20 protein-coding genes are annotated in these 24,448 nt (G+C 51.1%); 10 read left to right on the plus strand and 10 right to left on the minus strand.

The genetic code is table 11. The features are described from left to right. Positions 1 to 32 precede the first annotated feature (32 nt). From serB to OGV89_RS08460, 3 genes are all read left to right on the plus strand, one after another. A complete protein-coding gene (gene serB, locus OGV89_RS08450) occupies positions 33 to 920 on the plus strand; it encodes a phosphoserine phosphatase SerB (RefSeq protein ID WP_048217326.1) in 888 nt (295 codons plus the stop codon). 30 nt (positions 921 to 950) lie between these two features. Next, positions 951 to 2,273: an MFS transporter gene (locus OGV89_RS08455; protein ID WP_003845176.1), complete on the plus strand. Its 1,323-nt coding sequence runs from the start codon at positions 951 to 953 to the stop codon at positions 2,271 to 2,273. Between the two features lie 333 nt (positions 2,274 to 2,606). Then, a complete protein-coding gene (locus OGV89_RS08460; RefSeq protein WP_003840102.1) occupies positions 2,607 to 4,592 on the plus strand; it encodes a ligand-gated channel protein in 1,986 nt (661 codons plus the stop codon). A 64-nt stretch (positions 4,593 to 4,656) separates the two neighbouring features. Here OGV89_RS08460 and lysP read toward each other — a convergent pair whose 3' ends face one another. Together lysP and yieE are read right to left on the minus strand one after the other, a co-directional pair. After that, complete coding sequence (gene lysP / locus OGV89_RS08465; protein WP_003027419.1) at positions 4,657 to 6,126, minus strand: lysine-specific permease; 1,470 nt, start codon at positions 6,124 to 6,126, stop codon at positions 4,657 to 4,659. Between the two features lie 195 nt (positions 6,127 to 6,321). Further along, positions 6,322 to 7,203, minus strand: coding sequence for a DNA-binding transcriptional regulator YeiE (gene yieE, locus OGV89_RS08470; RefSeq protein WP_003840099.1), 882 nt, complete (start codon positions 7,201 to 7,203; stop codon positions 6,322 to 6,324). A 178-nt stretch (positions 7,204 to 7,381) separates the two neighbouring features. On the opposite strand from yieE, the gene OGV89_RS08475 reads away from it, so the two are divergent. From OGV89_RS08475 to OGV89_RS08485, 3 genes are all read left to right on the plus strand, one after another. Continuing rightward, positions 7,382 to 8,431 carry a YeiH family protein gene (locus OGV89_RS08475; protein WP_003027424.1) on the plus strand — a complete coding sequence of 350 codons (1,050 nt, stop codon included), beginning with the start codon at positions 7,382 to 7,384 and terminating at the stop codon, positions 8,429 to 8,431. Positions 8,432 to 8,502: 71 nt separating this feature from the next. Then, positions 8,503 to 9,360: a deoxyribonuclease IV gene (gene nfo, locus OGV89_RS08480; RefSeq protein WP_003027428.1), complete on the plus strand. Its 858-nt coding sequence runs from the start codon at positions 8,503 to 8,505 to the stop codon at positions 9,358 to 9,360. Between the two features lie 2 nt (positions 9,361 to 9,362). Next, positions 9,363 to 10,451 carry a sugar kinase gene (locus tag OGV89_RS08485; protein WP_003027430.1) on the plus strand — a complete coding sequence of 363 codons (1,089 nt, stop codon included), beginning with the start codon at positions 9,363 to 9,365 and terminating at the stop codon, positions 10,449 to 10,451. Between the two features lie 46 nt (positions 10,452 to 10,497). Here OGV89_RS08485 and OGV89_RS08490 read toward each other — a convergent pair whose 3' ends face one another. From OGV89_RS08490 to hypT, 4 genes are all read right to left on the minus strand, one after another. Further along, the gene (locus OGV89_RS08490; protein WP_003027431.1) at positions 10,498 to 11,748 is read right to left on the minus strand and encodes a NupC/NupG family nucleoside CNT transporter; all 1,251 of its coding nucleotides are present in this window, start codon (positions 11,746 to 11,748) and stop codon (positions 10,498 to 10,500) included. Positions 11,749 to 11,844: 96 nt separating this feature from the next. After that, the gene (locus tag OGV89_RS08495) at positions 11,845 to 12,780 is read right to left on the minus strand and encodes a pseudouridine-5'-phosphate glycosidase (protein WP_003840093.1); all 936 of its coding nucleotides are present in this window, start codon (positions 12,778 to 12,780) and stop codon (positions 11,845 to 11,847) included. After that, positions 12,768 to 13,709 (minus strand): pseudouridine kinase, encoded by a 942-nt coding sequence (locus OGV89_RS08500; protein ID WP_060854731.1) that lies wholly within the window; start codon positions 13,707 to 13,709, stop codon positions 12,768 to 12,770. The genes OGV89_RS08495 and OGV89_RS08500 overlap by 13 nt, the downstream gene beginning before the upstream one ends. A 302-nt stretch (positions 13,710 to 14,011) precedes the next feature. Continuing rightward, positions 14,012 to 14,923, minus strand: a complete 912-nt coding sequence (hypT, locus tag OGV89_RS08505) for a hypochlorite stress DNA-binding transcriptional regulator HypT (RefSeq protein WP_003840090.1) — start codon at positions 14,921 to 14,923, stop codon at positions 14,012 to 14,014. A gap of 349 nt (positions 14,924 to 15,272) precedes the next feature. Here hypT and cuyB point away from each other — a divergent pair, with 349 nt between their 5' ends. Together cuyB and OGV89_RS08515 are read left to right on the plus strand one after the other, a co-directional pair. After that, positions 15,273 to 15,992, plus strand: a complete 720-nt coding sequence (cuyB, locus tag OGV89_RS08510; RefSeq protein ID WP_200002860.1) for a cysteate racemase — start codon at positions 15,273 to 15,275, stop codon at positions 15,990 to 15,992. Between the two features lie 75 nt (positions 15,993 to 16,067). Beyond that, positions 16,068 to 17,366, plus strand: a complete 1,299-nt coding sequence (locus OGV89_RS08515; RefSeq protein WP_003845167.1) for an anaerobic C4-dicarboxylate transporter — start codon at positions 16,068 to 16,070, stop codon at positions 17,364 to 17,366. Positions 17,367 to 17,451: 85 nt separating this feature from the next. On the opposite strand, the gene fruA is transcribed toward OGV89_RS08515, so the two are convergent. Genes fruA through fruB form a run of 3 tightly spaced genes read right to left on the minus strand, consistent with a single transcriptional unit; the run spans position 17,452 to position 21,225 of the window. Then, complete coding sequence (fruA, locus tag OGV89_RS08520; RefSeq protein WP_286558511.1) at positions 17,452 to 19,140, minus strand: PTS fructose transporter subunit IIBC; 1,689 nt, start codon at positions 19,138 to 19,140, stop codon at positions 17,452 to 17,454. A 16-nt stretch (positions 19,141 to 19,156) separates the two neighbouring features. After that, positions 19,157 to 20,095 (minus strand): 1-phosphofructokinase, encoded by a 939-nt coding sequence (fruK, locus tag OGV89_RS08525; protein ID WP_200002862.1) that lies wholly within the window; start codon positions 20,093 to 20,095, stop codon positions 19,157 to 19,159. After that, the gene (gene fruB / locus OGV89_RS08530) at positions 20,095 to 21,225 is read right to left on the minus strand and encodes a fused PTS fructose transporter subunit IIA/HPr protein (RefSeq protein WP_044711441.1); all 1,131 of its coding nucleotides are present in this window, start codon (positions 21,223 to 21,225) and stop codon (positions 20,095 to 20,097) included. Before fruB ends, fruK begins: the two co-directional genes overlap by 1 nt. Positions 21,226 to 21,593: 368 nt before the next feature. Here fruB and setB point away from each other — a divergent pair, with 368 nt between their 5' ends. Next, on the plus strand, positions 21,594 to 22,775 hold the full coding sequence (gene setB / locus OGV89_RS08535) for a sugar efflux transporter SetB (RefSeq protein WP_016150664.1): 1,182 nt from the start codon (positions 21,594 to 21,596) through the stop codon (positions 22,773 to 22,775). Here setB and OGV89_RS08540 read toward each other — a convergent pair. Beyond that, complete coding sequence (locus OGV89_RS08540) at positions 22,772 to 23,026, minus strand: YkgJ family cysteine cluster protein (RefSeq protein WP_003027451.1); 255 nt, start codon at positions 23,024 to 23,026, stop codon at positions 22,772 to 22,774. The two genes, setB and OGV89_RS08540, sit on opposite strands and share 4 nt — an antisense overlap. Positions 23,027 to 23,183: 157 nt before the next feature. On the opposite strand from OGV89_RS08540, the gene yeiP reads away from it, so the two are divergent. Continuing rightward, entirely contained in the window at positions 23,184 to 23,756 is a 573-nt protein-coding gene (yeiP, locus tag OGV89_RS08545) for an elongation factor P-like protein YeiP (RefSeq protein ID WP_003027452.1), read from the plus strand. Positions 23,757 to 24,448: the final 692 nt, after the last annotated feature.

Genomic DNA, 24,448 nt, shown 5'->3' on the forward strand with positions numbered 1-24,448 from the left:
TTAAAATAACCTTAATTTACAGGAGTGACATAATGGCAATTATTTATTTTATTAGTGCAAAAGATCCTGAAAAACTTCAGGCATGGCTGCACAATACATTTCTAAATACCGAGACCAAACAATATCCGTGCGCACTGGAACAATTATCTATAGCCGCATTCAATAAACCGTATTTAAAATTATCAATACCCGATGAAATATTCACCGATGACATATACAAGAAACTAAGGGCTACATCGTTCACTCAGCAATTTGATTTTTTCCTAAAACCGCAAATCATCCCGATTAACGGGATCATCGCCTTTGACATGGACTCGACATTTATCGAGGAAGAAGGTGTGGATGAGATTGCCCGCGCGCTAGGCATCACCGATCGGATAACGGAACTGACGCAGCAAGCGATGGAAGGAAAACTGGATTTCAATAACAGTTTCACCCGGCGCATCGGAATGTTAAAAGGGACACACATCCATGTCATTAATGCCGTATGCGATCGGATGACGGCCTCTCCCGGCATCACCACCATTTTGCCATTCCTCAAGCAGAAAGGATTTAAAACAGCGATCATTTCCGGCGGACTGGATATTTTCACCCACCGCTTACAACAGAAATATCAGCTGGACTATATATTTTCAAATACCGTTGAAGTCAGGAATGGTATGCTGACAGATAATATTTCCGCGCCAATCATGAATGCAGAAAATAAGAAAAAAACATTGGCCATGCTTGCCGACTCTCTGCAGATGCCTCAGCATAATATTATCGCCTGCGGTGATGGCGCCAACGATATTCCCATGCTCACGTATGCTGGCACTGGTATTGCCTGGCGAGCAAAACCCGCGGTCAGAAATTTAATTAACAATCAGATTAATTTTCACGGATTCGAGTCGCTTTTGTTCTTTATCGAAAATGGATTATAACCCACAAGCACTGCCTGAAGGGAAGATCATATGAGCTTGAAATCATTTATATTCAGCCAGGCTGATAAGCCGGTTGTAAAAGAAAAAAAAGAGATTGACCATACTTACAAAAAATTCAGGATAGAGATTATTACCTCGGTTTTTATCTCTTACGCGGTCTTTTATTTAACACGTAAAAACTTCTCAGCCGCCATGCCGGCCATGCTGTCAGATACCACTCTGACCGCAGAAGATTTTGCCATCATGTCTTCACTGTTTTACATCCTGTATGGCTCAATGAAGTTTGTTGGCGGCATGCTGGTTGATAAAATCAATCCGAAAGCCATGACCGGCCCGGTGCTCATTGGCGTGGGGATCGTTAATATTCTGTTTGGTTTTTCCGACAGCGTTGCCGCGTTTTATGTGTTGTACAGCCTCAATGCTATCCTCCAGGGCACCAGTTTTCCACCAATGGCAAAGATCATGGCATCCTGGTTTTCCAAGAATGAACGCGGACGTTGGTGGGCGGTCGTTGAAGCGGCGCATAATATTGGCGGGAGTCTCGCCCCACTGCTGACAAGTTTCGCGATTGTCTGGAGCGGTAGCTGGAAAATGGGTTTTTATGTACCGGGCGCAATCTCCTTGCTGATGGGGCTCGTAGCGCTCTTTACGATTAAAGACCGTCCCGGGACCTTAGGTTTGCCTAACGTTGGCGAATGGCGTAAGGATCCAACAGAGCTTGCCCAAGTGAAAGCCAGTCCGGTAAATCTCTCCTTTTGGCAGATTTTCGTCAAATATATCCTGATTAACCCATTAGTGTGGATTATTATCATTGGCGATATGTCCGTTTATATTGCCCGCACCATCCTCAATGACTGGCCGCAAATTTACTATTCTCAGGTACATGGCTGGAGCCTGATTAAAGCCAACTCTATTATCTCGTGGTTTGAAGCCGGTGGACTTGCCGGAGGGTTACTGGCGGGTTACTTATCTGACTTTATGTTTAAAAGTAACCGCTGGATGACAGGCTTAATATTCGCATTAATGCTGTGCGTATGTATTACCTTAATCCCACTGGTTCAGGATACCTCATATACCATTACGGCCATTCTCTTCACCATTATGGGTTTCGCCCTGTACGGGCCGCATATGCTTTTTGCCGTAGGTTGTCTGGACGTCACTCACAAAGATGCGGCGGGATCGATAACTGGCTTCCGCGGATTGTTTAGCTATGTCGGCGCGGCGTTAGCGGGCGTACCGGTGATATTAGTGAAGAACAACTGGGAGTGGTCTGGAGTCTATCTCTATGCCGTGATCGCAATCCTGTTAACCACCTTGTCACTGGCCTTACTCGCCAAATTCCATCGACTATAAGCCAGCCATAACAGGACAGTGGCGCCATCGCCGCTGTCTTTCGGTTGGGTTCTTTCAGCGTCAAAAAGGTGTCCATCTTCTTCATCCCTCCATCATTCCTTCACTTTTTCTCCTTTTTTCTTCCTTCACTATCTTATTGATTAAAAAAGCATTTCACCCCAAATCACATCAAACACAAATGATTTCTATTATCATTTGTGTTTACAAATATTCATACTTTTGTACAATCCCCCCGCTTCTTTACTGAAAAGAGTCCTTAAAAGACAAATACATACAATTGTCATGGCCTTTCACATGACGCGCAGTTTGATTCATTTAAATGGAATGATACAAATGACTATACCTCACGTTAAGGCTGTAGCTGCCGCAGTATGCGTCGCCAGTCTCCCATCACTCGGCTATGCCGCTGAACAAGATACCGTGGTAGTTACCGCTACCGGCTTTGAGCAGAAAATTCAGGATGCCCCGGCTTCGATATCTGTTATTACCAAGCAGCAGATTGAGGACAAAGCCTATCGCGATGTCACCGATGCGCTAAAAGATGTCCCTGGCGTCGTCGTCACCGGCGGGGGGAGCAGCAGCGATATCAGTATTCGCGGTATGGCTTCGCAATACACGCTCTTCCTGGTCAACGGTAAACGCATCAGCACCCGCGGCACACGTCCTAATAGCGACAACTCAGGTATTGAACAAGGTTGGCTGCCGCCGCTTGAATCCATCGAGCGTATCGAAGTCATCCGTGGCCCGATGTCATCCCTGTACGGCTCCGACGCGATGGGCGGTGTCATTAACGTCATCACCAAGAAAGTGTCGAATACCAAAGCCTGGACCGGTTCTCTGCACGGCGATGCCACTTTCCAGGAAGACAGAGACTCCGGCGATATTTACCAGACCAACGCCTATGCGTCTGGGCCACTGATTGACGGATTACTTGGCGCGAAGGTGACCGGGTTATTCTCCCATCGGGCGGAAGATAAAATCCTCAATGGCTACAATGAACAGCGTATGCGTAACGGGGGCTTAACCCTGAACTTTACGCCAGACGATAAAAACGATATCGATTTCGATTACGCACGTGAATTGCAGGATCGCGACAGTACCCCAGGCAAATCTATGGCTGAGGAAAACTGTCGTAACGGAAGCTGTAAGCCGAACAGCAAAAGCGAAAGCAAGTATGTGCACACGACATATTCACTAACCCACAGCGGTTATTACGACGACTTCAACTCCACCAGCTATGTCCAGCAGGAAGAGAGCGAAAACCCGGGTCGCCAGATGAAGTCCTACAATACGATTTTCAATAACCAGAACCAGGTATTCCTTGGAGCGCATACCCTGACGCTAGGCGGGCAATACCGTTATGAAAAACTGCGCGATAACGGCAACCAGCTGCAAGCGGCTGATGGGCTGAACAAACTGACCCGCTGGAGCTGGGCGTTGTTTGCTGAAGATGAATGGGCCGTTACCGATACCTTTACGCTGACCGGCGGTCTGCGTATGGATAAGGATGAAAACTACGGTGACAACTGGACGCCACGCGGCTATGGCGTATGGCATCTGAGCGATCAATGGACCTTAAAAGGCGGCGTTTCGGCGGGCTATCGCGCCCCGGATCTGCGCCAGTCATCAGCAAACTGGGGACAGGTCACCGGCGGCGGTCGTCTGAACGGAATCATTGTCGGCAACCCGGACCTGAAGCCGGAGAAAAGCCTCAGCGAAGAAATCGGCTTACTGTGGGATAACGGCGATAACCTCAACGCGGGCGTCACCCTGTTCAATACCGACTTCAAGAACAAAATCACTGAAGTGCGCCGTTGTAACAGCAGTTCCGATCCGGCCTGCACCATCGGCAATACCCATTATGACTTCGTCAGCGATCGCGTTAACGTCGATAAAGCCAATATGCGTGGCGTAGAATCCACCTTCGGCTGGAAGATTACGTCAGACGTCAACTGGACCGCGAACTACACCTACACGGAATCTGAGCAGAAAAGCGGTCAGTTCTCCGGCCAGCCGTTGAACAAAATGCCGAAGCATATGTTTAACACGACGCTGGACTGGCAGGCCACGCAGGATCTCGGTTTCTGGAGCCGCCTGAATCTGCGTGGAAAAACGTCTGAATACCTGAGCCGTACTTCCATGGCACAGGGTACGCCGTCCTATACGCAGGTCGATGTGGGTTTACGTTACTATGCCACCAAGGATCTGTTGATGACCGCTGGCGTGTATAACGTGCTGGATAAGCAAATCGATTACGATACCTACGACACCGTTCTCGATGGTCGTCGTTACACGGTTGGCATGACTTACAGCTTCTAAGTCTGACGCAATAAAAAACCCCGGCACTCATCATGCCGGGGTTTTTGTTATGCTTTTTATACTGTTATTTCTTCACGCGACCCGGGAATTTCATTTCGCTGTAGCGAACAAAATGGGTTCCTTTGGTCAGCTTATAGCCAAACCAGATAATCAGGAACAGCGGGATACCAATATAGGTAGCCATCACGCCGCCCCAGTCAATGCTGTCTTTCAGGAACGCTTCGTAGTTCTGGCCGAGAGTGATAATCAGGCACAGCACAAAGGCGAAGATCGGACCCAGCGGGAAGAAGCCAGAACGGTACGGCAGATCCTTCACATCGTGGCCCTGCAGCACATAACCGCGACGGAAGCGATAGTGGCTAATGGCGATCCCCAGCCAGGCGATAAAGCCCGTCATCCCGGAAGTATTCAGCAGCCACAGGTATACGGTCTGGTTGCCAAACATCGAGGTCAGGAAGCACAGCCCCGCCACCACGGTGGTCGCATACAGCGCGTTACGCGGTACGCCGCCACGAGACAGTTTACCGAAAATACGTGGCGCTTTACCGTCACATGCCAGGGTGTAAAGCATACGCGTGGAAGCGTACATCCCGGAGTTACCTGCAGACAGCACCGCCGTCAGGATAACTGCGTTCATTACCGCTGCCGCGGACAGCAGACCCGCATGCTGGAATACCAGCGTGAACGGGCTAACGCTGATGTCTTTCACATCGTTGCGCAGCAGGCTTGGATCGGTGTACGGAATAATCAGGCTGATAATCAAAATCGCGAACACATAGAACAGCAGGATTCGCCAGAATACCTGACGTACCGCACGTGGAATGTTCTTTTCAGGATCTTCAGATTCACCTGCCGCGATACCGATAAGCTCCGTCCCCTGGAAGGAGAAGCCGACGATCATCGCCACGCCAATCATCGCAGCAAAACCACCGGCAAACGGTGCATCACCGGTCGTCCAGTTGCTCCAGCCCACCGGCTGAGCGCCTTTGAAGATACCGAAAATCATCATTACGCCAACTACGATGAAGATAATGACGGTGGTAACTTTGATCAGTGAGAACCAATATTCCGCTTCACCAAATCCGCGAACGGAAATGTAGTTCAGCAGGAAGATCACGCCGAGGAACAGCGCACTCCAGATCCAACCCGGCGTGTCCGGGAACCACCAGCTCATCACCAGCTGTGCGGCCACCAGGTCAACGGCAATCGTTACCGCCCAGTTGTACCAGTAGTTCCAGCCCAGCGCGAAGCCAAAGCCTTCTTCTACGTAGTTCTGACCGTAGGTGGAAAACGAGCCAGAAACCGGCATATAGGCCGCCAGTTCACCGAGGCTGGTCATCAGGAAATACACCATCAGACCGATCAGAATATAAGAGAACAACGCGCCGCCAGGACCCGCTGCAGAAATAGTTGCACCAGATGCAACGAAAAGACCTGTACCGATGGAGCCTCCAATGGCAATCATCGTCAGGTGACGCGCCTTCAGTTCACGACGTAGCGTGGGCGCTTCTGTGGTTTTAGTTTCGGAAACCATGTGAAAATGCTATCCATCCAAAAAATGAGGCGCGATTGTAGCAGACGAAACGGCATTCTTCCGGCACAAATGCGCTGTTATAAGAGACCTTCATGACTGGCCGCGGATTATAAGTAAAGCAGAAAATAGAGGGTGCAAGGCGGTTAAAACGTAACCGCCATTATGCAAAAAGGAGTCGCTACGACAGTGAACGTCCTATTCCCCCTGCTCTACCTGGTCGCTGTAGTGCAAAAAGCGCGTAATGGCATTGGAGATATGTTTTTGTCGATGATGAACACGCCACAGCGTGCGGACCAAACGTGGAAGCGGCACAGGAACTTCGCTCAGCGTTCCCGCCTGTAACTGCTCGGCAATGACCCGCCGTGACAAACAGCTGATCCCAAGGCCATGGCGCACTGCATGCTTAATGGCCTCGGAGTTACCCAACTCCATTGCCATCTGAAATCTCGGCAAATGAGACAACAGCAGGTAATCCACCAGTTCACGCGTACCCGATCCTCGTTCACGCAGGATCCACGGCGAAGCAGCCAGTTGTTCCAGCGTAACGGGTCCCTTTGTAAGCGGTGACGACGGTGCGGCGAACACCACCAGCTCGTCTTCCAGCCACGGTTCAGAGATAATTTCCGTACTGTGACACGGCCCTTCAATCAGCCCGATGTCTACCCGGAAATCCAGCACCGCATTGATCACGTCCTGGCTGTTGCCCACGCTAAGCTCCAGCGGCAAATCGGGGAAATCATGCCGATAGCGGGCGATCATGGCAGGGAGAATATAGTTGCCAATGGTGCTACTGGCATAAACCCGGATAGCGCCATTATCTTCGCGGAAAAGCTGTTCGATTTCGGTCGTTTGCTCAAGTAGCGCCAGCGCCCGTGGGTAGAGCAAGCGCCCGTGTTCGTTGACCACCAGTCGTTTACCAACACGGTCAAACAGTTGCACGCCGAGTTGCCCTTCCAGATCGGTAAGTGCCGCACTCACCGCCGACTGCGACAATGCCAGCATGACAGACGCCTGGGTCGTTGAGCCGCTTTTTAATACCTCAGCAAACACTTCAAGTTGTCGCAGGGTGATATGCATAGTCGTTTTCCACCGGATAACCGTTACTTATACCCTAAATAATTCGAGTTGCAGCCAGCGCACATGCAACCTGAAGTATGACGGGTATACCACTTATATAGATTAATTATAAATATATAATCAATTTTATTTTTAAACCACTTCGCCGTACTCTTTTACCCAGATAAAGGAGAAGGATATGACAGAACTCACCTTGCAGACTCATCGTCGTACAGCGTGGCATTTTATTCCGGGGCTCGCCCTGAGTGCAGTTATCACTGGGGTCGCCTTATGGGGTGGATCCATTCCCGCCGTTGCAGGTGCCGGGTTCAGCGCCCTCACCTTAGCAATCTTACTGGGGATGGTTCTCGGCAACACCGTCTATCCGCACATCTGGAAAAGCTGTGACGGCGGTGTGCTGTTTGCTAAACAACATTTATTACGTCTGGGGATCATCCTCTACGGCTTCCGCCTCACCTTCGCGCAAATTGCTGACGTCGGCGTCAGCGGTATCGTGATTGATGTGTTAACGCTAAGCAGTACCTTTATGATTGCCTGTTTCCTGGGGCAAAAAGTGTTTGGTCTGGACCGCCACACCAGTTGGCTGATTGGCGCGGGGAGCAGCATTTGTGGTGCCGCCGCCGTGTTGGCAACCGAGCCGGTAGTGAAAGCGGAAGCCAGTAAGGTAACCGTCGCTGTCGCCACCGTAGTGATCTTCGGTACCATCGCTATCTTCCTGTATCCGGCAATGTATCCGCTGCTGGCACACTGGTTTAGCCCGGAAACCTACGGCATTTACATTGGTTCCACCATGCATGAAGTGGCACAGGTAGTGGCTGCCGGGCACGCCATTAACCCGGATGCGGAAAATGCCGCAGTTATTGCCAAAATGCTGCGCGTCATGATGCTGGCACCGTTCCTTATCCTGTTGGCCGCTCGCGTTAAACAGCTGTCTCCAGCCTCCGGTGGTGAGAAGAGCAAAATCACCATTCCGTGGTTTGCCATCCTGTTCATTGTGGTCGCGATTTTTAACTCGTTCCACTTTCTGCCGCAGTCGGTAGTGAACATGCTGGTAACACTGGATACCATTTTGCTGGCAATGGCGATGGCCGCACTGGGGCTGACCACTCACGTTAGCGCCCTGAAAAAAGCCGGTGCTAAACCGTTACTGATGGCCCTGCTGCTGTTTGTCTGGCTGATTGTAGGCGGTGGCGCGATTAACCTCGCTATCCACGCGCTGATGGCATAAACGAGCACGACTCACCTCCATTAACCCGCTATACTTCCTCCTTTTGCATTTGAGTATGGCGGGTTTAATTTATGAAATACATCGGAGCGCACGTAAGCGCCGCTGGCGGTCTGGCTAACGCCGCTATTCGAGCCGCAGAAATCGAAGCGACCGCATTCGCCCTGTTCACCAAGAATCAGCGTCAGTGGCGTGCCGCGCCGCTGACCACCGAAATCATTGATGATTTCAAATCTGCCTGCGAGAAGTATCACTATACTTCCGCGCAAATCCTGCCTCACGACAGCTACCTGATTAACCTCGGTCACCCGGTCAGCGATGCGCTGGAAAAATCGCGTGACGCGTTTCTTGACGAAATGCAACGCTGCGAACAGCTTGGCTTATCCCTGCTTAACTTTCACCCGGGCAGCCATTTGATGCAGATTCCGGAAGATGAATGTCTGGCGCGCATTGCGGAATCGATCAACATTGCCCTCGCCCAGACCCAGGGCGTTACGGCGGTCATTGAAAATACCGCCGGACAGGGCAGCAACCTTGGCTTTAAGTTTGAGCACCTGGCCGCCATTATCGACGGCGTAGAAGATAAATCCCGTGTCGGCGTCTGTATTGATACCTGCCACGCCTTCGCGGCCGGTTACGATTTGCGTTCCGTTGAGGAATGCGAAAAGACCTTTGCGGAATTTGAACGAATTGTCGGCTTCAAGTATCTGCGCGGTATGCACCTGAACGACGCCAAGAGCACGTTTGGCAGCCGCGTTGACCGTCACCACAGCTTAGGTGAAGGCAATATTGGCCACGATGCCTTCCGTTGGATCATGCAGGACAATCGTTTTGACGGCATTCCGCTGGTGCTGGAAACCATTAATCCAGATATCTGGGCAGAAGAGATTGCCTGGCTGAAAGCCCAGCAAACAGAAAAAGCGGTGGCCTAATCATGAACGACAGGGAAAAGCAGATCCTTAAGATCTTGCGCCGCAATCCGTTGATTCAGCAGAATGAAATCGCCGATATTTTGCAGATCAGCCGTTCACGCGTCGCTGCGCATATTATGGATTTAATGCGTAAAGGCATGATCAAAGGTAAAGGTTATATCCTTACCGAACAGGATTATTGCGTGGTTGTCGGTGCTATCAACATGGATATCCGGGGTGTTGCAGACATCCATTATCCGCAGGCAGCCTCTAACCCTGGCAGCATTCATTGCTCAGCAGGCGGTGTAGGACGTAACATCGCCCACAACCTGGCGCTGTTGGGCCGCGACGTACATTTAATTTCCGCTGTTGGCAGTGACTTCTATGGCGAAACATTGCTGGAACAAACGCGTCAGGCTGGGGTTAACGTTTCCAGCTGCATTCGTCTGCATGGACACAACACCTCAACCTACCTGTCGATCGCTAATCAACAGGAAGAGACCGTACTGGCCATTAACGATACCCATATCCTGCAACAATTGACGCCGCAGTTGCTTAACGGTTCGCGAGATTTGATTCGCCATTCCGGTGTCGTACTGGCCGATTGCAATCTGACCGCCGAAGCCATTGAGTGGGTCTTTACTATTGCCGATGATATTCCGGTATTCATTGACACCGTTTCAGAGTTCAAAGCGGAAAAAATGAAAACCTGGTTTACGCGTATTCATACGCTAAAACCCACGCAGAAAGAGCTTGCGATTTTATGGGGCCAACCTATTCATACTGATGCGGATCGCGTACTGGCCGTCAATAGCCTGCATCAGCAAGGGGTAAAACGCATTTTTGTCTGCCTGGAAGATGAATCCGTTTTTTGCAGCGAAAAGGACGGCGAACAGTTTTTATTGACGCCGCCTGAGCATACGGTGGTAGACAGTTTTGGTGCCGATGACGCTTTTATGGCGGGATTACTGTACAGCTTTCTGGAAGGCAGTGAGTTTCGTGAAAGCGCGCGCTTTGCCATGGCCTGCGCAGCATTATCGCGGGCCAGCGTCAGTATCAACAACCCAACGCTCTCTGCGGATAACGCTCTGTATTTGCTGCAAACAGCTTGAATGTCTGCCGGATAGCGCTACGCTTATCCGGCCTACAAACTTTATTTTATGCCAGTCCGATAAAGAAACCGGCTATTGTGGCGCTCATCAGGTTTGACAGCGTTGCTGCTGCCAGCGCACGCATTCCAAGTTGCGCGATTTCCGGCGCACGCTGTGGCGCAATCGCCGAAAATGCCCCGACCACGACGCCAATCGAACCGAAGTTCGCGAAACCACACAACGCAAACGAGATAATCGCGATGGTCTTCACGTCCAGCGTTCCGCCCGTTTGCAGATACGGCGAGAAGTTGAGATAAGCGACAAATTCGTTGATCGCCAGCTTCTGTCCAATCAGACTACCTGCCAGCGTCGCATCGCTCCAGTCCACGCCCATAATCCACGCCAGCGGGGCTAACGCATAGCCAAAGATCCCTTCCAGAGTGGCGTGGCCAAAACCAAACCAACCGCCAATTCCGCCGATAATGCCGTTAATCAGCGCGATAATGGCGACAAATGCCATTACCACCGTCGCAACGCCTGCGGCAATCTTCAGCCCGGTCATAGCCCCACTGGCCGCCGCTTCGATGATGCTTTTCGGTGGTGTTTCAGTAAATGACAGGTTTTCAAAGGTGACGCGAGATTCTTCCGTTGCCGGACTCAGCATACGGGCGAACAAAATGCCGCCAGGGATTGCCATCAATGATGCCGCCAGCAAATAGTCAATCGGGACGCCCATTCCGGCGTAACCAATCATCATTGAGCCAGCAATCGAGGCCATCCCGCTACAAATAGCGGTAAACAGTTCATTACGATTAAGGCGGTCAATAAACGGTTTCACGATTGCCGGGATCTCGTTTTGCCCGAGGAAAATCGTGGTTACTGCGACAAATGACTCGATCTTACTGATGTTCAACGCCTTCTGGAAAATACCGCCGAGGATGCGGATCAATAGCCCCATCACGCCAATGTAATAGAGCAGACTGATGAGTGCGGTCACAAAAATGATGGCCGGGAGCACCCGGAAGGCGAAGATAAACCCAGCCCCGTCAAACAGCACATCCATTTTTGGCCCAACCAGGGAGCCGAAGATAAATGCGCTACCCGCGTCACTATATGACATCACCTTGTGGACGCCGAGCGCGGCCTGTTCAACCAGCCATTTTCCCGGCGGGAAATAGAGCATAATACCGCCGATGGCAATTTGCAGTACCAGCGCAGCCCCAACGGTGCGCAGACTAATACGTTTTTTATTTACTGACAGCAGAAACGCGATGGCCAGTAATACCACCATACCCACAACACTTCTCATTATATCCATAATGAAATTCCCTTCATGCCAGGAAACCCGGCGTTATCGCCAGGTTTTGGTAGGTTTGATATTCGCGGGCGACCGCATTCTGCCCGGGAAATTCTGTCAGGCGAGGCGTTGATACTCCTTCGCAATTTCACAGGCCAGCACTGCGTTGTTGAACACCAGTTGAATATTTGATTTCAGGCTGTCGCCACCGGTCAGCTCCGCAACTCGCGCCAGCAGGAACGGCGTACTTTCTTTACCCACGACGCCCTGCTCTTCCGCTTCTTTTACCGCCTGATCTATTGCCGCATTAATTTTTTCTTCTGCCATGGCAAACTGCTCCGGGATTGGATTAGCGACAACCAGGCCTCCATTAAGACCCGTTTGCCATTTCACCGCCATCGCGCGGGCAATCTCTTTAGCGCTGTCCAGACGGATACTGACTTCAAACGGACTGGTACGACAGAAAAATGCCGGTAACGCTTGGGTTCGATATCCAATTAACGGCACGCCAAAGGTTTCTAAATATTCAGTCGTTAAGCCAAGATCCAGAATAGATTTAGCACCAGCACAAATTACCGTGACATTGGTATGTGCCAGTTCCTGCAGATCCGCGGAAATATCAAACGTATGTTCAGCACCACGATGAACGCCACCAATTCCCCCGGTCGCAAATACTTTAATTCCAGCCAGCGCGGCAATAATCATCGTAGAGGCAACGGTGGTGGCACCATTTTTCCCTGCCGCGACCACAAATGGCAAATCACGACGACTTACTTTCGTAACGCTATGTCCTTCTCGTCCAAGCAATTCAATTTCATCTTTACTTAAACCTACTTTCATTATTCCGCCGATAATGGCAATGGTCGCAGGAACAGCGCCGTGCTTACGAATAGTTTCTTCTACTTCAATCGCTGTCTGAGCATTCTGCGGAAATGGCATTCCATGAGAAATAATGGTTGACTCAAGCGCAACAATCGGTTTTTTACTGTTTAATGCTTCCTGGACTTCTGGTGATATTTGTAATAATTCAGAGGAAAGAGTTAATTCAGACATTCTGTGTTCTCCACTATTGAGCTAACATTCGCAACAGACAAATCAGGGTTATTGGTATATTCACAGGCTAATGCCATTGATGAACACCCCTGCGCAAATCGAACCGAATCAATAAAGGGCATGCCGTCTACCCAGCAGGCGGCCAGTCCAGCCATCATCGCATCACCAGCCCCTGTGACATTAATGACGCGAGTTTTAATGGGGAGCGACCAACCACAACTCCCCGCAATATCACTGTAATAAACGCCGTCGCCGCCCATGCTGAGCACCAGCCGGTTTAAGCCGCGATCATGAAACCACGCGGCGACTTTGCTAACGTCATCACGCCCAGAAAGCGCAATACCGCTGAGCGTTTCGGCTTCAAGGCGGTTTGGTTTGAGGGTGTGAATTTTTGCAAGGCGGCCGCGAATTTTTACGCACTTCCAGGCCGACACCGGGTCAACAAACACCGGAACATCTCCGGCGTTTTCCAGTACCCATGCCAGAGCGTCTTCGCTGATATTGCAATCGGCGATAATGACTTTTGCCTGCCTAATAAAATCAAAATGCTGTGATAAAAACTCTTCTGAAATATGCTCTGTGATACTCATATCATTAATAGCCACCAGCATTTCACCGGTATTATCAAGCAGCGATAAATAACTGGATGTATTCTCTCCGGAAACGATAAGACACTTGTCGACATGTACTCCTGATTGATTAGTTTGTGCCAATAATGATTGACCATAAAAATCGTTACCAACCGCTGTTAGCAACCAAGAATTTTTACCCAGCAGCGCGAGATTATGTGCGATATTGCGTCCAACGCCACCGGGAGTGAATTTTATCTTACCTGGATTCGAATCCGCATAATTTAGAGAAGCATGCGAATACCCAGCAACATCCATATTGGCCGAGCCAATCGTCACGATGTATTCCTTTTCACGCATAGCACGTCCCCTGGCAATTAATTTGCCACAAATGAGTTCGTTAAAAATAACCAACGCCACACATCAGGTTATTAGAGCACATGTTCGCTATCAAACATATGTTCATAGTAGGCGTGTTTTTGACAAAGTAAATCCATTCACAAGCTATAACGTCGATAGATATGAACAGAATCACAATTTTTTATAGATACAGTTTGTCAGGGAGAGAGAAAATGAGAGGTAGTACACAAATTGATCAGGTTAAAAAGCATCTTTGGTTATAACCGAAGGTTTTTCAGACGCGCCAGGCGAACTGGCGCGTATCAACTAAGCGAAACCAGATCCTCTGGCATATGGTTGTACAAAATCCGCCAGAAGTGCTCAGCCGTTTTATTCAGGCGGGTATCCATTCTATAAATATAGGCCTGAATAGGCACCATCAACTCCGGCGTGTCCAGACAAACCAGGCGTTTATCCCGTAGTTCGTTCACGATCGTCCACGCTGGCAGCCAGGCAATACCATGCCCATCCAATGCCATATTCTTCAATAGCTCACTCATCGAAGACATAAACAGCGTACGCGCCGAAATACTACCCACCTCCGCCAGGTGACGGTTAACCAATCTTCCCATGTAGGATGTGCTGGTATAGTTCAGTATCGGCACCTGCGGCTGATAGATATCAAACAACGCCTTACCCTGTGAATCCGCAGCACAGACGGGATACAGCTCAGACTCAAACACCTTCAAGCCGCAGAAAGGTGACTGCATTAAGTCTTCATCGCGAAAGGAGATAATGAAATCACTTTTCCCCTCGCGCAGCGTATTCACTGCCTGGACTACGTCAATCGCTTCGACGTGGTATACAAACTCCTCACCCCATGCTGACATTGAATGTACTAATCTGGGCAACATCGTCAGCGACAGAGAATGCGCTGCCGCTATTTTGATATTGGGAACGCCAAGCAGGTTGTGACCACTAAGCTCATCTAAGTTACATTCCAGCTGTTGCAGCAGGCTACGGGTCTGCGAATGGAATAACTTACCCTCCTCCGTCAGCTGCAGTGGACTCGTCGTACGGTCAAACAGCAACACCCCAACGGCGGATTCGAGCGCCTTGATCCGCCGGCTAAATGCCGGTTGGGATAGGTTGCGCTCCTCCGCTGCCTGGGAAAAATGACGACACGCTTCCAGCGTCAAAAAGTCATATAACCATTTTGTCTCGATATTTTTCATGCCTGTCACGCGGATGTTTAAATATGTCAATTAGTCTTAAGCATCATGCCTGAATATGCCCAGAGATGATATTCAACATCAGCATCTGTTGATTCGTTTTTTGCATAACACCTTCGTTTTTGACATTAACCTGTTTCTTTACCCATCGACCACGACAGCTTATCGCCGCGGAATTTCAGGCATCTGCCTGATTACTGGCCTGCTGAGGTGGCAAAAGAAACTGCACCCATGCAGTTTTTGCATTGAACCATACATTATTGCATTTCTCCTCACGACACACTGCTGTTAAACATAGACACCAGACACACACCAGCCCTGATATTAAATATCGGTAATAGAGGTATATATTGTGAAAGGTTTAATTGGCGTACTTGGTGGTATGGGACCTGCTGCAACCGTCGATCTTTTTAATAAATTCGTCACCTTTACCTCAGCGCAACGCGATCAGGAACATATCCCATTAATTATTTCATCCATCCCTGATATTCCAGATCGAACTGATGCGTTAATGCATCATGGTCATTCCCCACTTCCGGCAATGCGTGATTATATGCATAAACTGGAAGATGCTGGTGCGGAGTGTATTGTGATCCCCTGTAATACTGCCCACTTTTGGTTTAATGAATTAAAAGAGTGCTGTCATACAGAGTTACTCAGTATCGTTGAAACCACCATGGATGAAGTCAAAAACTGCGGAAAATCACGTATCGGTTTACTTGCTACCAACGCCACCCTTTACATGGGACTCTACCAAAAAGGCATAGAATCTCTTGGCTTAACCTGTGTCAGCCCTGATTCATCCGGTCAGGAAAAAGTCATGGATAGTATTTATTGCTTAAAAGCCGGCGATCTTAAGCGGGCACAAACGCTGATGAATGAACAGGCTGAAATGCTCTTTTCACGCGGTGCAGAAGTCATTGTACTGGGATGTACTGAAGTCCCCGTCATTCTTGCCAACGCAGTCAAAAACTCACCAGATAAATATATTGACTCAACCGGTTCATTAGTACGCGCCGGTATTAAATGGTACGAAAAGCGGGTTGGCAAACATCATCTTCTGGCGCAATAACAGCCGTCACCAGTTTAATAAAGCATTAAACAAACACTTATTTTAATAACAAATTATTCTCTGGCGGAGGCCATTATGGTTTGGTTAGAAATTATCGTCGTGTTGGGTGCAATATTTTTTGGTATCCGCCTCGGCGGAATAGGTATCGGTTTATGCGGCGGGCTGGGGCTGGCTATTTTAACGTTGGGATTTGATCTACAAATTGGTTCGCCCCCCGTTGACGTTATTCTCATTATTATGACAGTTGTCGTGGCAGCATCGGCGCTACAGGCCGCCGGAGGTATGGATTATCTGGTTCGCGTAGCCGGTAATTTCATGCGGCGTAATCCTAAATATATCAATATTATTGCACCGATTATCACCTGGTCGATGACCATTATGGCCGGAACAGGGTTCATTGTATTTTCTACCCTACCGGTGATTGCCGAAGTCGCCAAAGAGTCCGGTATCCGCCCTTCTCGTACGCTCGCCGGCTCCGTGGTCGCCTCTCAGGTGGCGATATCCGGTTCGCCGATCAGTGCCGCAATGGCGGCGATGCTGACCATTATGGAAGGCAACGGTGTCACCTTTATCCAGGTTATGGCGGTATGTCTGCCAGCTTCGTTTGTTGCCGCGATGGCCGCCGCTTTTATCGCCTCACGTCAGGGATGCGAGCTACAAGATGATGAAGTCTATCTTGAACGCCTGCAAAAAGGGTTGGTGCGTAAATATGAAGGGCAAAACAGCACTGTACCGGGTGCCAAACTCTCAGTCGCCCTGTTCATGTTGGCAACGGTCGTCATCGTTATTCTTGCCGCCTGCCCGCAGCTACGCCCCGGATTTGATGCCGGCAACCCAATGAATACCCGGGATATCATCATTATTTGTATGCTATCTGCCGCTTGCCTGATGGTGGTGTTATGCAAAACATCAACCGATGCTATTGTCCTGACCTCCACATTTCGAGCAGGGATGAGTTCACTGGCCGTCATTCTCGGGATTGTTACATTGGGAACGACCTTCATTGATGCCCACTTAGCGGAGATTAAGGATATCGCAGGCGATATTCTACGGGCTTATCCGATGCTGTTGGCGCTGGTGCTGTTTGGTACCTGCGCGCTTCTCTACTCGCAAGGCGCCACAACGCCGCTGATTATCCCTCTGGCCGTTGCGCTCGGCGTACCTACATGGGCGATTCTGGCCTCCTATGTGGCGGTAACTGGGGTGTTTGTTCTACCAACATACCCGACTTCGCTGGCGGCAATGGAGTTCGACACCACAGGGACAACACGCGTGGGCAAGTATGTCTTAAACCATCCGTTTATGCTGCCAGGACTGGGTGGGATCATTGCTGGCGTTGCCTTTGGTTTTATCATAGCGCCAATGATTGCCTGAACCGTTTTACATATCTATCTTCAGGCAGCAGTTAATCGATAAAAAAAGGGGCAGAGAAATCTCTGCCCCTGATGTCAGCATTAAATCATGCCGCTTTTGCCACAACCTCATCTTCCGGGCTCTTCAGCACCGCGTAGGAGAGACCGGCTACCAGCGTACCGGCAATAATGGCCAGCAGGTAGCCCAGTACCGGCGTAATTGCACCTGGAATTAACAGGACGAAAAGCCCGCCGTGTGGCGCCATCAGCTTCGCACCCACTGCCATCGAAATAGCACCGGTAATCGCACCACCAACGATACAGCAAGGCAGAACGCGCATCGGGTCACGGGCTGCGAATGGAATAGCCCCTTCGGTGATAAAGCACAGGCCCAGTACCAGCGCAGCTTTGCCACCTTCCTGCTGAGCTTTGTCGAACTTACGGCGCGCAACCAGCGTTGCTAAACCCAGAGCCAGCGGGGGAACCATACCTGCCGCCATGATGGCCGCCATCGGCGCATAAGTTTGCGTACTCAGCAGACCCACACCGAAAGCATACGCCGCCTTGTTAACCGGACCACCCATATCGGTACACATCATGCCGCCAAGAATCGCTCCAAGCAGCACCGCATTCGCCGTACCCATGGTTTGCAGCCAGTGGGTCAGACCTTCCAGAATGCCAGCCACCGGTTTGCCGATCAGGTAAATCATGGCCAGACCAACCACCAGGCTTGAGAACAGCGGAATGATCAGGATCGGTTTCAGCGCTTCCATACTCTGCGGGAGTTTCAACTTCGTGCTGATAAGCTTCGCCACATAACCGGCAAGGAAACCGGCAATAATCCCGCCAATAAAGCCGGAACCGGTGCTCACCGCCAGCATACCGCCGATAAGACCCGGCGTCAGACCAGGACGGTCAGCGATGGAAAACGCGATATAACCTGCCAGAACCGGCACCATCAGCGCAAAAGCTGAACCACCGCCAATCTGCATCAGCGCCGCCGCCAGCGTACCCTGCTCTTTAAACGCTTCGATACCAAAAGCGAACGAGAGTGCAATACACAGACCGCCAGCAACCACCATCGGCAGCATGTAAGAGACGCCCGTCAGCAGGTGACGATATGCCCCCGCGCTCTCTTTCTTACTTTCGGTTGCTGAAGTCTGCGCTTTACCGGTTGGCTGGTACGGTGTTGCTTCTTCCAGCGCTTTGTCCAGCTCCTGCTTGGTTTTCTTCAACGCAAGACCCGTAGAGGTGCGGTACATCGGTTTGCCGGCAAACTTCGCCAGATCAACTTCAATGTCAGCTGCCACAATCACCAGATCCGCCTGAGCCACTTCTTCCGGCGTAATGGCATTGCCTGCGCCAACAGAACCTCGAGTTTCAACCTTCACCCACCAGCCACGTTTTTTCGCTTCTGTTTCAATCGCTTCAGCAGCCATAAACGTATGAGCAACACCGGTCGGACACGCCGTCACTGCCACCACGCGTTTTGGACCACTGCTGGCCACAGGTGCTGTTGCAACCGGGGCACTGTAAGGTTTTGCATGGCCCTTCGCTTCGCTGAGGAACAGTTCAGGGTGCGCAACCGCACGACCAATGTCGCCCAGCCAGACTTTTTTGCCGTTCAGCGAACTGTCGGCAGGAAGCGTATCGCCCAGAACAATTGCCAGTTCGGCATCATTCGGATTATCAATAATTTCCAGATGTGCTTTCTGTGCCGCCGCTCCAAGCAGGGTTTTCGCCATGTAAGCGCGAGCCTGGCCGAGATTAGCGTCAATAATCAGCAGCGTTTTCATTATGCCTCTCCTGCTGTCAGTTAAACGGTTTTAAGTCGACACGCGCCATCATTGCGGCCAACTGAGGACGATCGGTAATGCCTACATTGCTTTGGCTTACTGCCAGGGCGGCAACAGCCGTCGCAAGACGCAGGGTATGTTCACTGGACTCACGCATCAGCAGGCCGTAAATCAGACCGCCAACCATTGAATCACCCGCGCCGACGGTGCTGACCACCTCAACTGACGGCGGTTTAGCAATCCACTCACCTGAAGCGTTAACCCACAGCGCACCTTCCGCGCCGAGTGAAATCACCACGTGAGCAATACCCTGCTCGCGCAGCGCATGCGCCGCATCAATCACATCTTTCATTTCCGGCAGTTTGCGGCCTGCCCAGATTTCCAGCTCACGACGGTTTGGTTTCACCAGCCACGGTGCCGCTTTCAGACCCGCCACCAACGCTTCACGACTACTATCAAAGATAATGCAAGGACACTGACTGCGCAGGCGCGTCATCCAGTCGGTGAAGGCTTCCGGGCTCACGCCGGTCGGCAAACTGCCGCTGACGCACACCATGTCGAACTGGCCCAGCCAGCTCAGCGAGTCATTCACAAAGCGTTCCCAGTCACCCGGGGTGACTTCAAAGCCGGAGAAATTAAAGTCAGATACTTCACCGTCTTTTTCGGTCAGTTTGACGTTGATACGGGTACGCCCTTGTACAACCTGAAAACGGTTGGCAATACCCAGCTCGCTGAACAACTGCTGAAAACCATCCTGGTTGTCTTTACCCAAGAAGCCGCCCACAGTGACATCGATACCTAAATCCTTCAAAACCTTAGCGACGTTAATTCCTTTCCCTGCCGCGTGCAGACCGGTAGTTTTAACCAGGTTCACTTCACCGCGTTCAATTTCCGGGCAAAAACCCACCAGGTCGTAAGCCGGGTTAAGGGTGATAGTCGCAACACGTCTGCTCATTACGCGCCCTCCCCCAGACCTGCCGCGATGGCTTCGCCAATCGCCTTCAGCGCCTGTTCAGCATCTTCGCCCTGTGCGGTAAAGCGCAGGTGATGTCCTTTTTTCACACCTAATGCCACAACTTTCATCAGACTGCGTCCATTCGCCGGTTTGCCGGTTCCATCAAGATTTGTCACGGTAATTTCACTGTTAAATTGTTTAATCGTATTCACCAGCATGGTGCCCGGGCGGGCATGTAAACCATGCTCATTGCGCACAATAAATTCGGCGCTCAGTACATCATCAGTTAAGGCGTCATCGCTGGTCAGCAGCGCCAGCACCGTTGCCGCATCGGCTTTCAACAAACGGTCAGCTTTATTATTCAGCAGCAGATCGCCAAGGCGCTTCAGCACGGCAACCGGTTGATCGTCATTCATGGCGACGGTCACCAGCAGGGCTGCCGCTTCACCTTCTACATCGAATGTTGTTGCTGCACGGCTGACCGCAACAGCGCTACGCACGTTGCCTTCAGCACAGTCATTCAGCCAGATCCCCTGACCGAGATTCATCGGCTGCTCATTGATTGCTCTGGCCACAAAGGTGGCGTCAACCGCACCGACTTCTTTCAGTCGTGCCGCGTTGAGTGCCTGCAGCGTCACCAGCGAGTTGGCCACGACATCCAGCGACAGCGTTTCGTTATCAAGCTTCAGCTGTTCGCTTTGCTTTTCGCCCATCAGCAGCGCACGCAGTTCTTCCGCCGTGGTCGCAGATTTCAGCTGTTCAGCGACGGAGTCATCGCTCAGCACGTGTGTCAGCTGACGCAGTAAACCGAGGTGTTCATCAGAGCTTGCGGCGATGCCGATTGCCACATAAGCAACCTGCCCTTCGCCCCAGGTCACGCCCTGCGGAAACTGAAAAACCTGCACACCGGTTTTCAGCACCTGATCGCGCGTGTCCGTCGTACCGTGAGGAATCGCAATACCGTTGCCGAGGAACGTGGACGTCTGTTGTTCGCGCGCCAGCATGCCATCGACGTAGCCTTCCGCGACGTTACCCGCCTGCACTAAGGCAGCGGCAACCTGGCGAATAGCCTCTTCTTTATTCCCGGCCTGTTCGCCCGGGTGAATATCCTGAACAGATAACTGGAACATGGTTCTCCTCTCCCGCTGATTTGAAACGATTCAGCTAACATGAGAAAAAAGGCGTCACCTGACTCCATCAGTTATGGCGAGATGACGCTGAAACGTTTCAAGAAGTCTTGCTCTTTTTTCTTCAGCACACAAGTAAAGTTGACAAATTACTTGCTGAATTTAGAGATAACGCACATTTTCTCTGCGAGGGAGAAAAAACTGCTGACGGAAAAACGGCGTCAGCTTGTCAGATTCAGCAACGTCAGCAAACAGCATTCTTTGACTGAAATGCTATTTTGATTTTTGATGCCGATTTTGATTTGGCTCCCTGTTTATTTTCTGACAAGCGGCGTAAACTCCGCGTCTCTTCACATCATTGATATCAAAACATGCATAACACCCCCGTAGCCGCCACACCCAAGGCGTTTGATTTAACGTCTTCGGCGTTCCTGCTTGTCGCATTTCTGACGGGTATCGCCGGTGCGTTGCAGACGCCAACGCTTAGCCTTTTTCTGACGGATGAAGTCCATGCCCGTCCCGGCATGGTCGGGTTCTTTTTTACCGGCAGCGCCGTGATCGGCATTTTGGTGAGTCAGTTTCTGGCCGGGCGCTCGGATAAAAAAGGCGATCGCAAAAACCTGATTGTGTTTTGCTGCGTGCTGGGGATGCTGGCCTGCGTGCTGTTCGCCTGGAACCGTAACTATTTTATTCTGCTGTTTATCGGGGTATTCCTCAGCAGCTTTGGATCGACTGCCAACCCGCAAATGTTTGCTCTCGCCCGTGAACACGCCGATCGCACAGGTCGGGAAGCCGTCATGTTCAGCTCAATATTACGTGCGCAGGTTTCGCTGGCCTGGGTAATTGGCCCACCGCTGGCCTACGCGCTGGCCATGGGGTTCAGCTTTACGGTGATGTATCTCAGCGCAGCGGTGGCGTTTGTTGTCTGCGGCGTAATGGTCTGGTTATTTTTACCCTCGATGAGTAAAAACGTGCCGCTCGCAACAGGCGCAGTTGAGGCCCCACGCCGCAATCGACGCGACACGCTGCTGCTGTTTGTTATCTGCACATTAATGTGGGGCACTAATAGTCTCTATATCATTAATATGCCGCTGTTTATCATCAACGAACTGCATCTGCCGGAAAAACTGGCTGGCATCATGATGGGTACCGCAGCCGGACTGGAAATCCCGACCATGTTGATTGCTGGCTATTTTGCAAAGCGTCTGGGCAAACGTCTGTTGATGAGAATTGCTGTCGTCGCCGGGTTCTTCTTTTATGCCGGTATGCTGCTGGCTCACTCTCCGGCGATATTACTTGGCTTACAGCTGCTGAACGCGATTTACATCGGCATCCTCGGCGGGATTGGCATGCTCTATTTCCAGGATCTGATGCCAGGACAGGCAGGCTCAGCAACGACCCTGTATACGAATACCATTCGCGTGGGCTGGATTATTGCCGGATCGCTGGCAGGGATTGCCGCTGAAATCTGGAACTATCACGCGGTGTTCTGGTTTGCGCTGGTGATGATCGTCGCCACCGTTGTGTGCCTGGCGCGCATCAAGGACGTTTAAGGCGCGGTCAGCGCTTCAAGCTCGATGAGATATACCATGGCCTGGTGCGTCGTCTGTCCGCACATTTCCGCACTGGGCTGTAAACCGCCGCACACTTTTGGTCGTAGCGGCGAAGCAAAAATTTTGCAACGCAGGGATTCATCCAGCTGAACGCATGGCGTATTAGCAGGTTTGCCATCAGGCATGCCAGGGATGGGACTGGAGATTGAAGGCGCGGTGCAGCATGCACCACAATCCGGACGGCATTCCATACAGTACTCTCTTTATCGTAAACCATCGGATTGTGCGGGAAGCGCACAGTACCACCTTTTTGGCACCAGCAAAAGCATGAATTCCGCTTGCCTGAATGCCCCGGCGCGAGTAGTTTTACGCGATATTTTAGACACTCCTCACTACAGGATTTTTTCGATGCCAAGAGCGAACGAAATTAAAAAAGGTATGGTACTGAACTACAACGGCAAGCTGCTGATTGTAAAAGATATCGATATTCAATCACCGTCTGCACGTGGTGCAGCTACGCTGTACAAAATGCGTTTTTCTGATGTGCGTACCGGTCTGAAAGTTGAAGAACGCTTCAAAGGCGACGATATCGTGGATACCGTCACCCTGAGCCGCCGCGGGGTTGATTTCTCCTACGTCGATGGCAACGAATACATCTTTATGGATAAAGAAGACTATACCCCGTATACCTTCACCAAAGACCAGATTGAAGAAGAGCTGCTGTTCATGCCGGAAGGCGGTATGCCGGATATGCAGGTACTGACCTGGGACGGCCAACTGCTGGCGCTTGAACTGCCGCAGACCGTAGACCTGGAAATCGTTGAAACCTCACCGGGTATTAAAGGTGCTTCAGCGAGTGCGCGCAACAAGCCAGCAACCCTGAGCACCGGTCTGGTGATCCAGGTTCCTGAGTATCTGAGTGCGGGTGAAAAAATCCGTATTCATATCGAAGAACGTCGCTATATGGGCCGCGCAGATTAATTTTCTACCGCTCGCTGACGATAAGGGACAGCTCGTCTTTTAAGCATATATGGTGAACATGTGATTCCGGCTCAGGGTTACGTTCACCTCATGCTCATCATTTCTCTGAAGCGCAGATACCCGTGAACGTGCAAGGGAGGCTCACCGCCGCCTCCCTTGCAACCCAGGCTCCCGGCGGGAAAATCGTCGCTACGCGAGTTATTCGTCTTATGTCGTCTGCCTGCCGGGTCGGTGCCGAGCCTGCATCCCTGCAGGCCGTCCCCTCTGCCCGCATCCCTGCGGGCAGCCCGGTCAGCCGTCAACGCCTCATCGATTTTCAGCCGGACCGTGGTCACCGCTGCACAGCTCTGACTTCCAGTTAAATTTGTTTTGCTGTTCAGATATATTCAAATAAAAATACAGGTGGTTAGGTGTGGGCTGGTCCGGCTGAAAATTGCCGACGTGTTTCCGTAAGGCCGGGAGAGCCAGCATGGATGCTGGCTCAGGGCGCGCTTTGCAAGGACGCTTCCTCGCGCCCGGCCCGATAGCCTGGAGGAATAAGCGGAGGGTATTGCGTAGCAACAATTTTCCCGCCGGGAGCCGGGATTGTAAAGGGCGTGGCGGAGAACGCCCTTTACACGTTCACAGGAATCCGGATTTCAGAGAAACGATGAACATGAGGTGAACGGAACTCTTTCTCCGAGATAGCCTGT

The organism is Citrobacter sp. Cf125 (assembly GCF_030333935.1).
GTDB lineage: Bacteria > Pseudomonadota > Gammaproteobacteria > Enterobacterales > Enterobacteriaceae > Citrobacter > Citrobacter freundii.

Bases quoted from the DNA above. Each gene is read 5' to 3' on its own strand.
- OGV89_RS08455 (WP_003845176.1), top strand. From the start codon at position 951: ATGAGCTTGAAATCATTTATATTCAGCCAGGCTGATAAGCCGGTTGTA.
- serB (WP_048217326.1), top strand. From the start codon at position 33: ATGGCAATTATTTATTTTATTAGTGCAAAAGATCCTGAAAAACTTCAG.
- yeiP (WP_003027452.1), top strand. From the start codon at position 23,184: ATGCCAAGAGCGAACGAAATTAAAAAAGGTATGGTACTGAACTACAAC.
- OGV89_RS08515 (WP_003845167.1), top strand. From the start codon at position 16,068: ATGGTTTGGTTAGAAATTATCGTCGTGTTGGGTGCAATATTTTTTGGT.
- OGV89_RS08460 (WP_003840102.1), top strand. From the start codon at position 2,607: ATGACTATACCTCACGTTAAGGCTGTAGCTGCCGCAGTATGCGTCGCC.
- fruK (WP_200002862.1), bottom strand. From the start codon at position 20,095: ATGAGCAGACGTGTTGCGACTATCACCCTTAACCCGGCTTACGACCTG.
- fruB (WP_044711441.1), bottom strand. From the start codon at position 21,225: ATGTTCCAGTTATCTGTTCAGGATATTCACCCGGGCGAACAGGCCGGG.
- OGV89_RS08485 (WP_003027430.1), top strand. From the start codon at position 9,363: ATGAACGACAGGGAAAAGCAGATCCTTAAGATCTTGCGCCGCAATCCG.
- OGV89_RS08500 (WP_060854731.1), bottom strand. From the start codon at position 13,709: ATGCGTGAAAAGGAATACATCGTGACGATTGGCTCGGCCAATATGGAT.
- hypT (WP_003840090.1), bottom strand. From the start codon at position 14,923: ATGAAAAATATCGAGACAAAATGGTTATATGACTTTTTGACGCTGGAA.
- lysP (WP_003027419.1), bottom strand. From the start codon at position 6,126: ATGGTTTCCGAAACTAAAACCACAGAAGCGCCCACGCTACGTCGTGAA.
- yieE (WP_003840099.1), bottom strand. From the start codon at position 7,203: ATGCATATCACCCTGCGACAACTTGAAGTGTTTGCTGAGGTATTAAAA.
- fruA (WP_286558511.1), bottom strand. From the start codon at position 19,140: ATGAAAACGCTGCTGATTATTGACGCTAATCTCGGCCAGGCTCGCGCT.
- OGV89_RS08540 (WP_003027451.1), bottom strand. From the start codon at position 23,026: ATGGAATGCCGTCCGGATTGTGGTGCATGCTGCACCGCGCCTTCAATC.
- setB (WP_016150664.1), top strand. From the start codon at position 21,594: ATGCATAACACCCCCGTAGCCGCCACACCCAAGGCGTTTGATTTAACG.
- nfo (WP_003027428.1), top strand. From the start codon at position 8,503: ATGAAATACATCGGAGCGCACGTAAGCGCCGCTGGCGGTCTGGCTAAC.
- OGV89_RS08490 (WP_003027431.1), bottom strand. From the start codon at position 11,748: ATGGATATAATGAGAAGTGTTGTGGGTATGGTGGTATTACTGGCCATC.
- OGV89_RS08495 (WP_003840093.1), bottom strand. From the start codon at position 12,780: ATGTCTGAATTAACTCTTTCCTCTGAATTATTACAAATATCACCAGAA.
- OGV89_RS08475 (WP_003027424.1), top strand. From the start codon at position 7,382: ATGACAGAACTCACCTTGCAGACTCATCGTCGTACAGCGTGGCATTTT.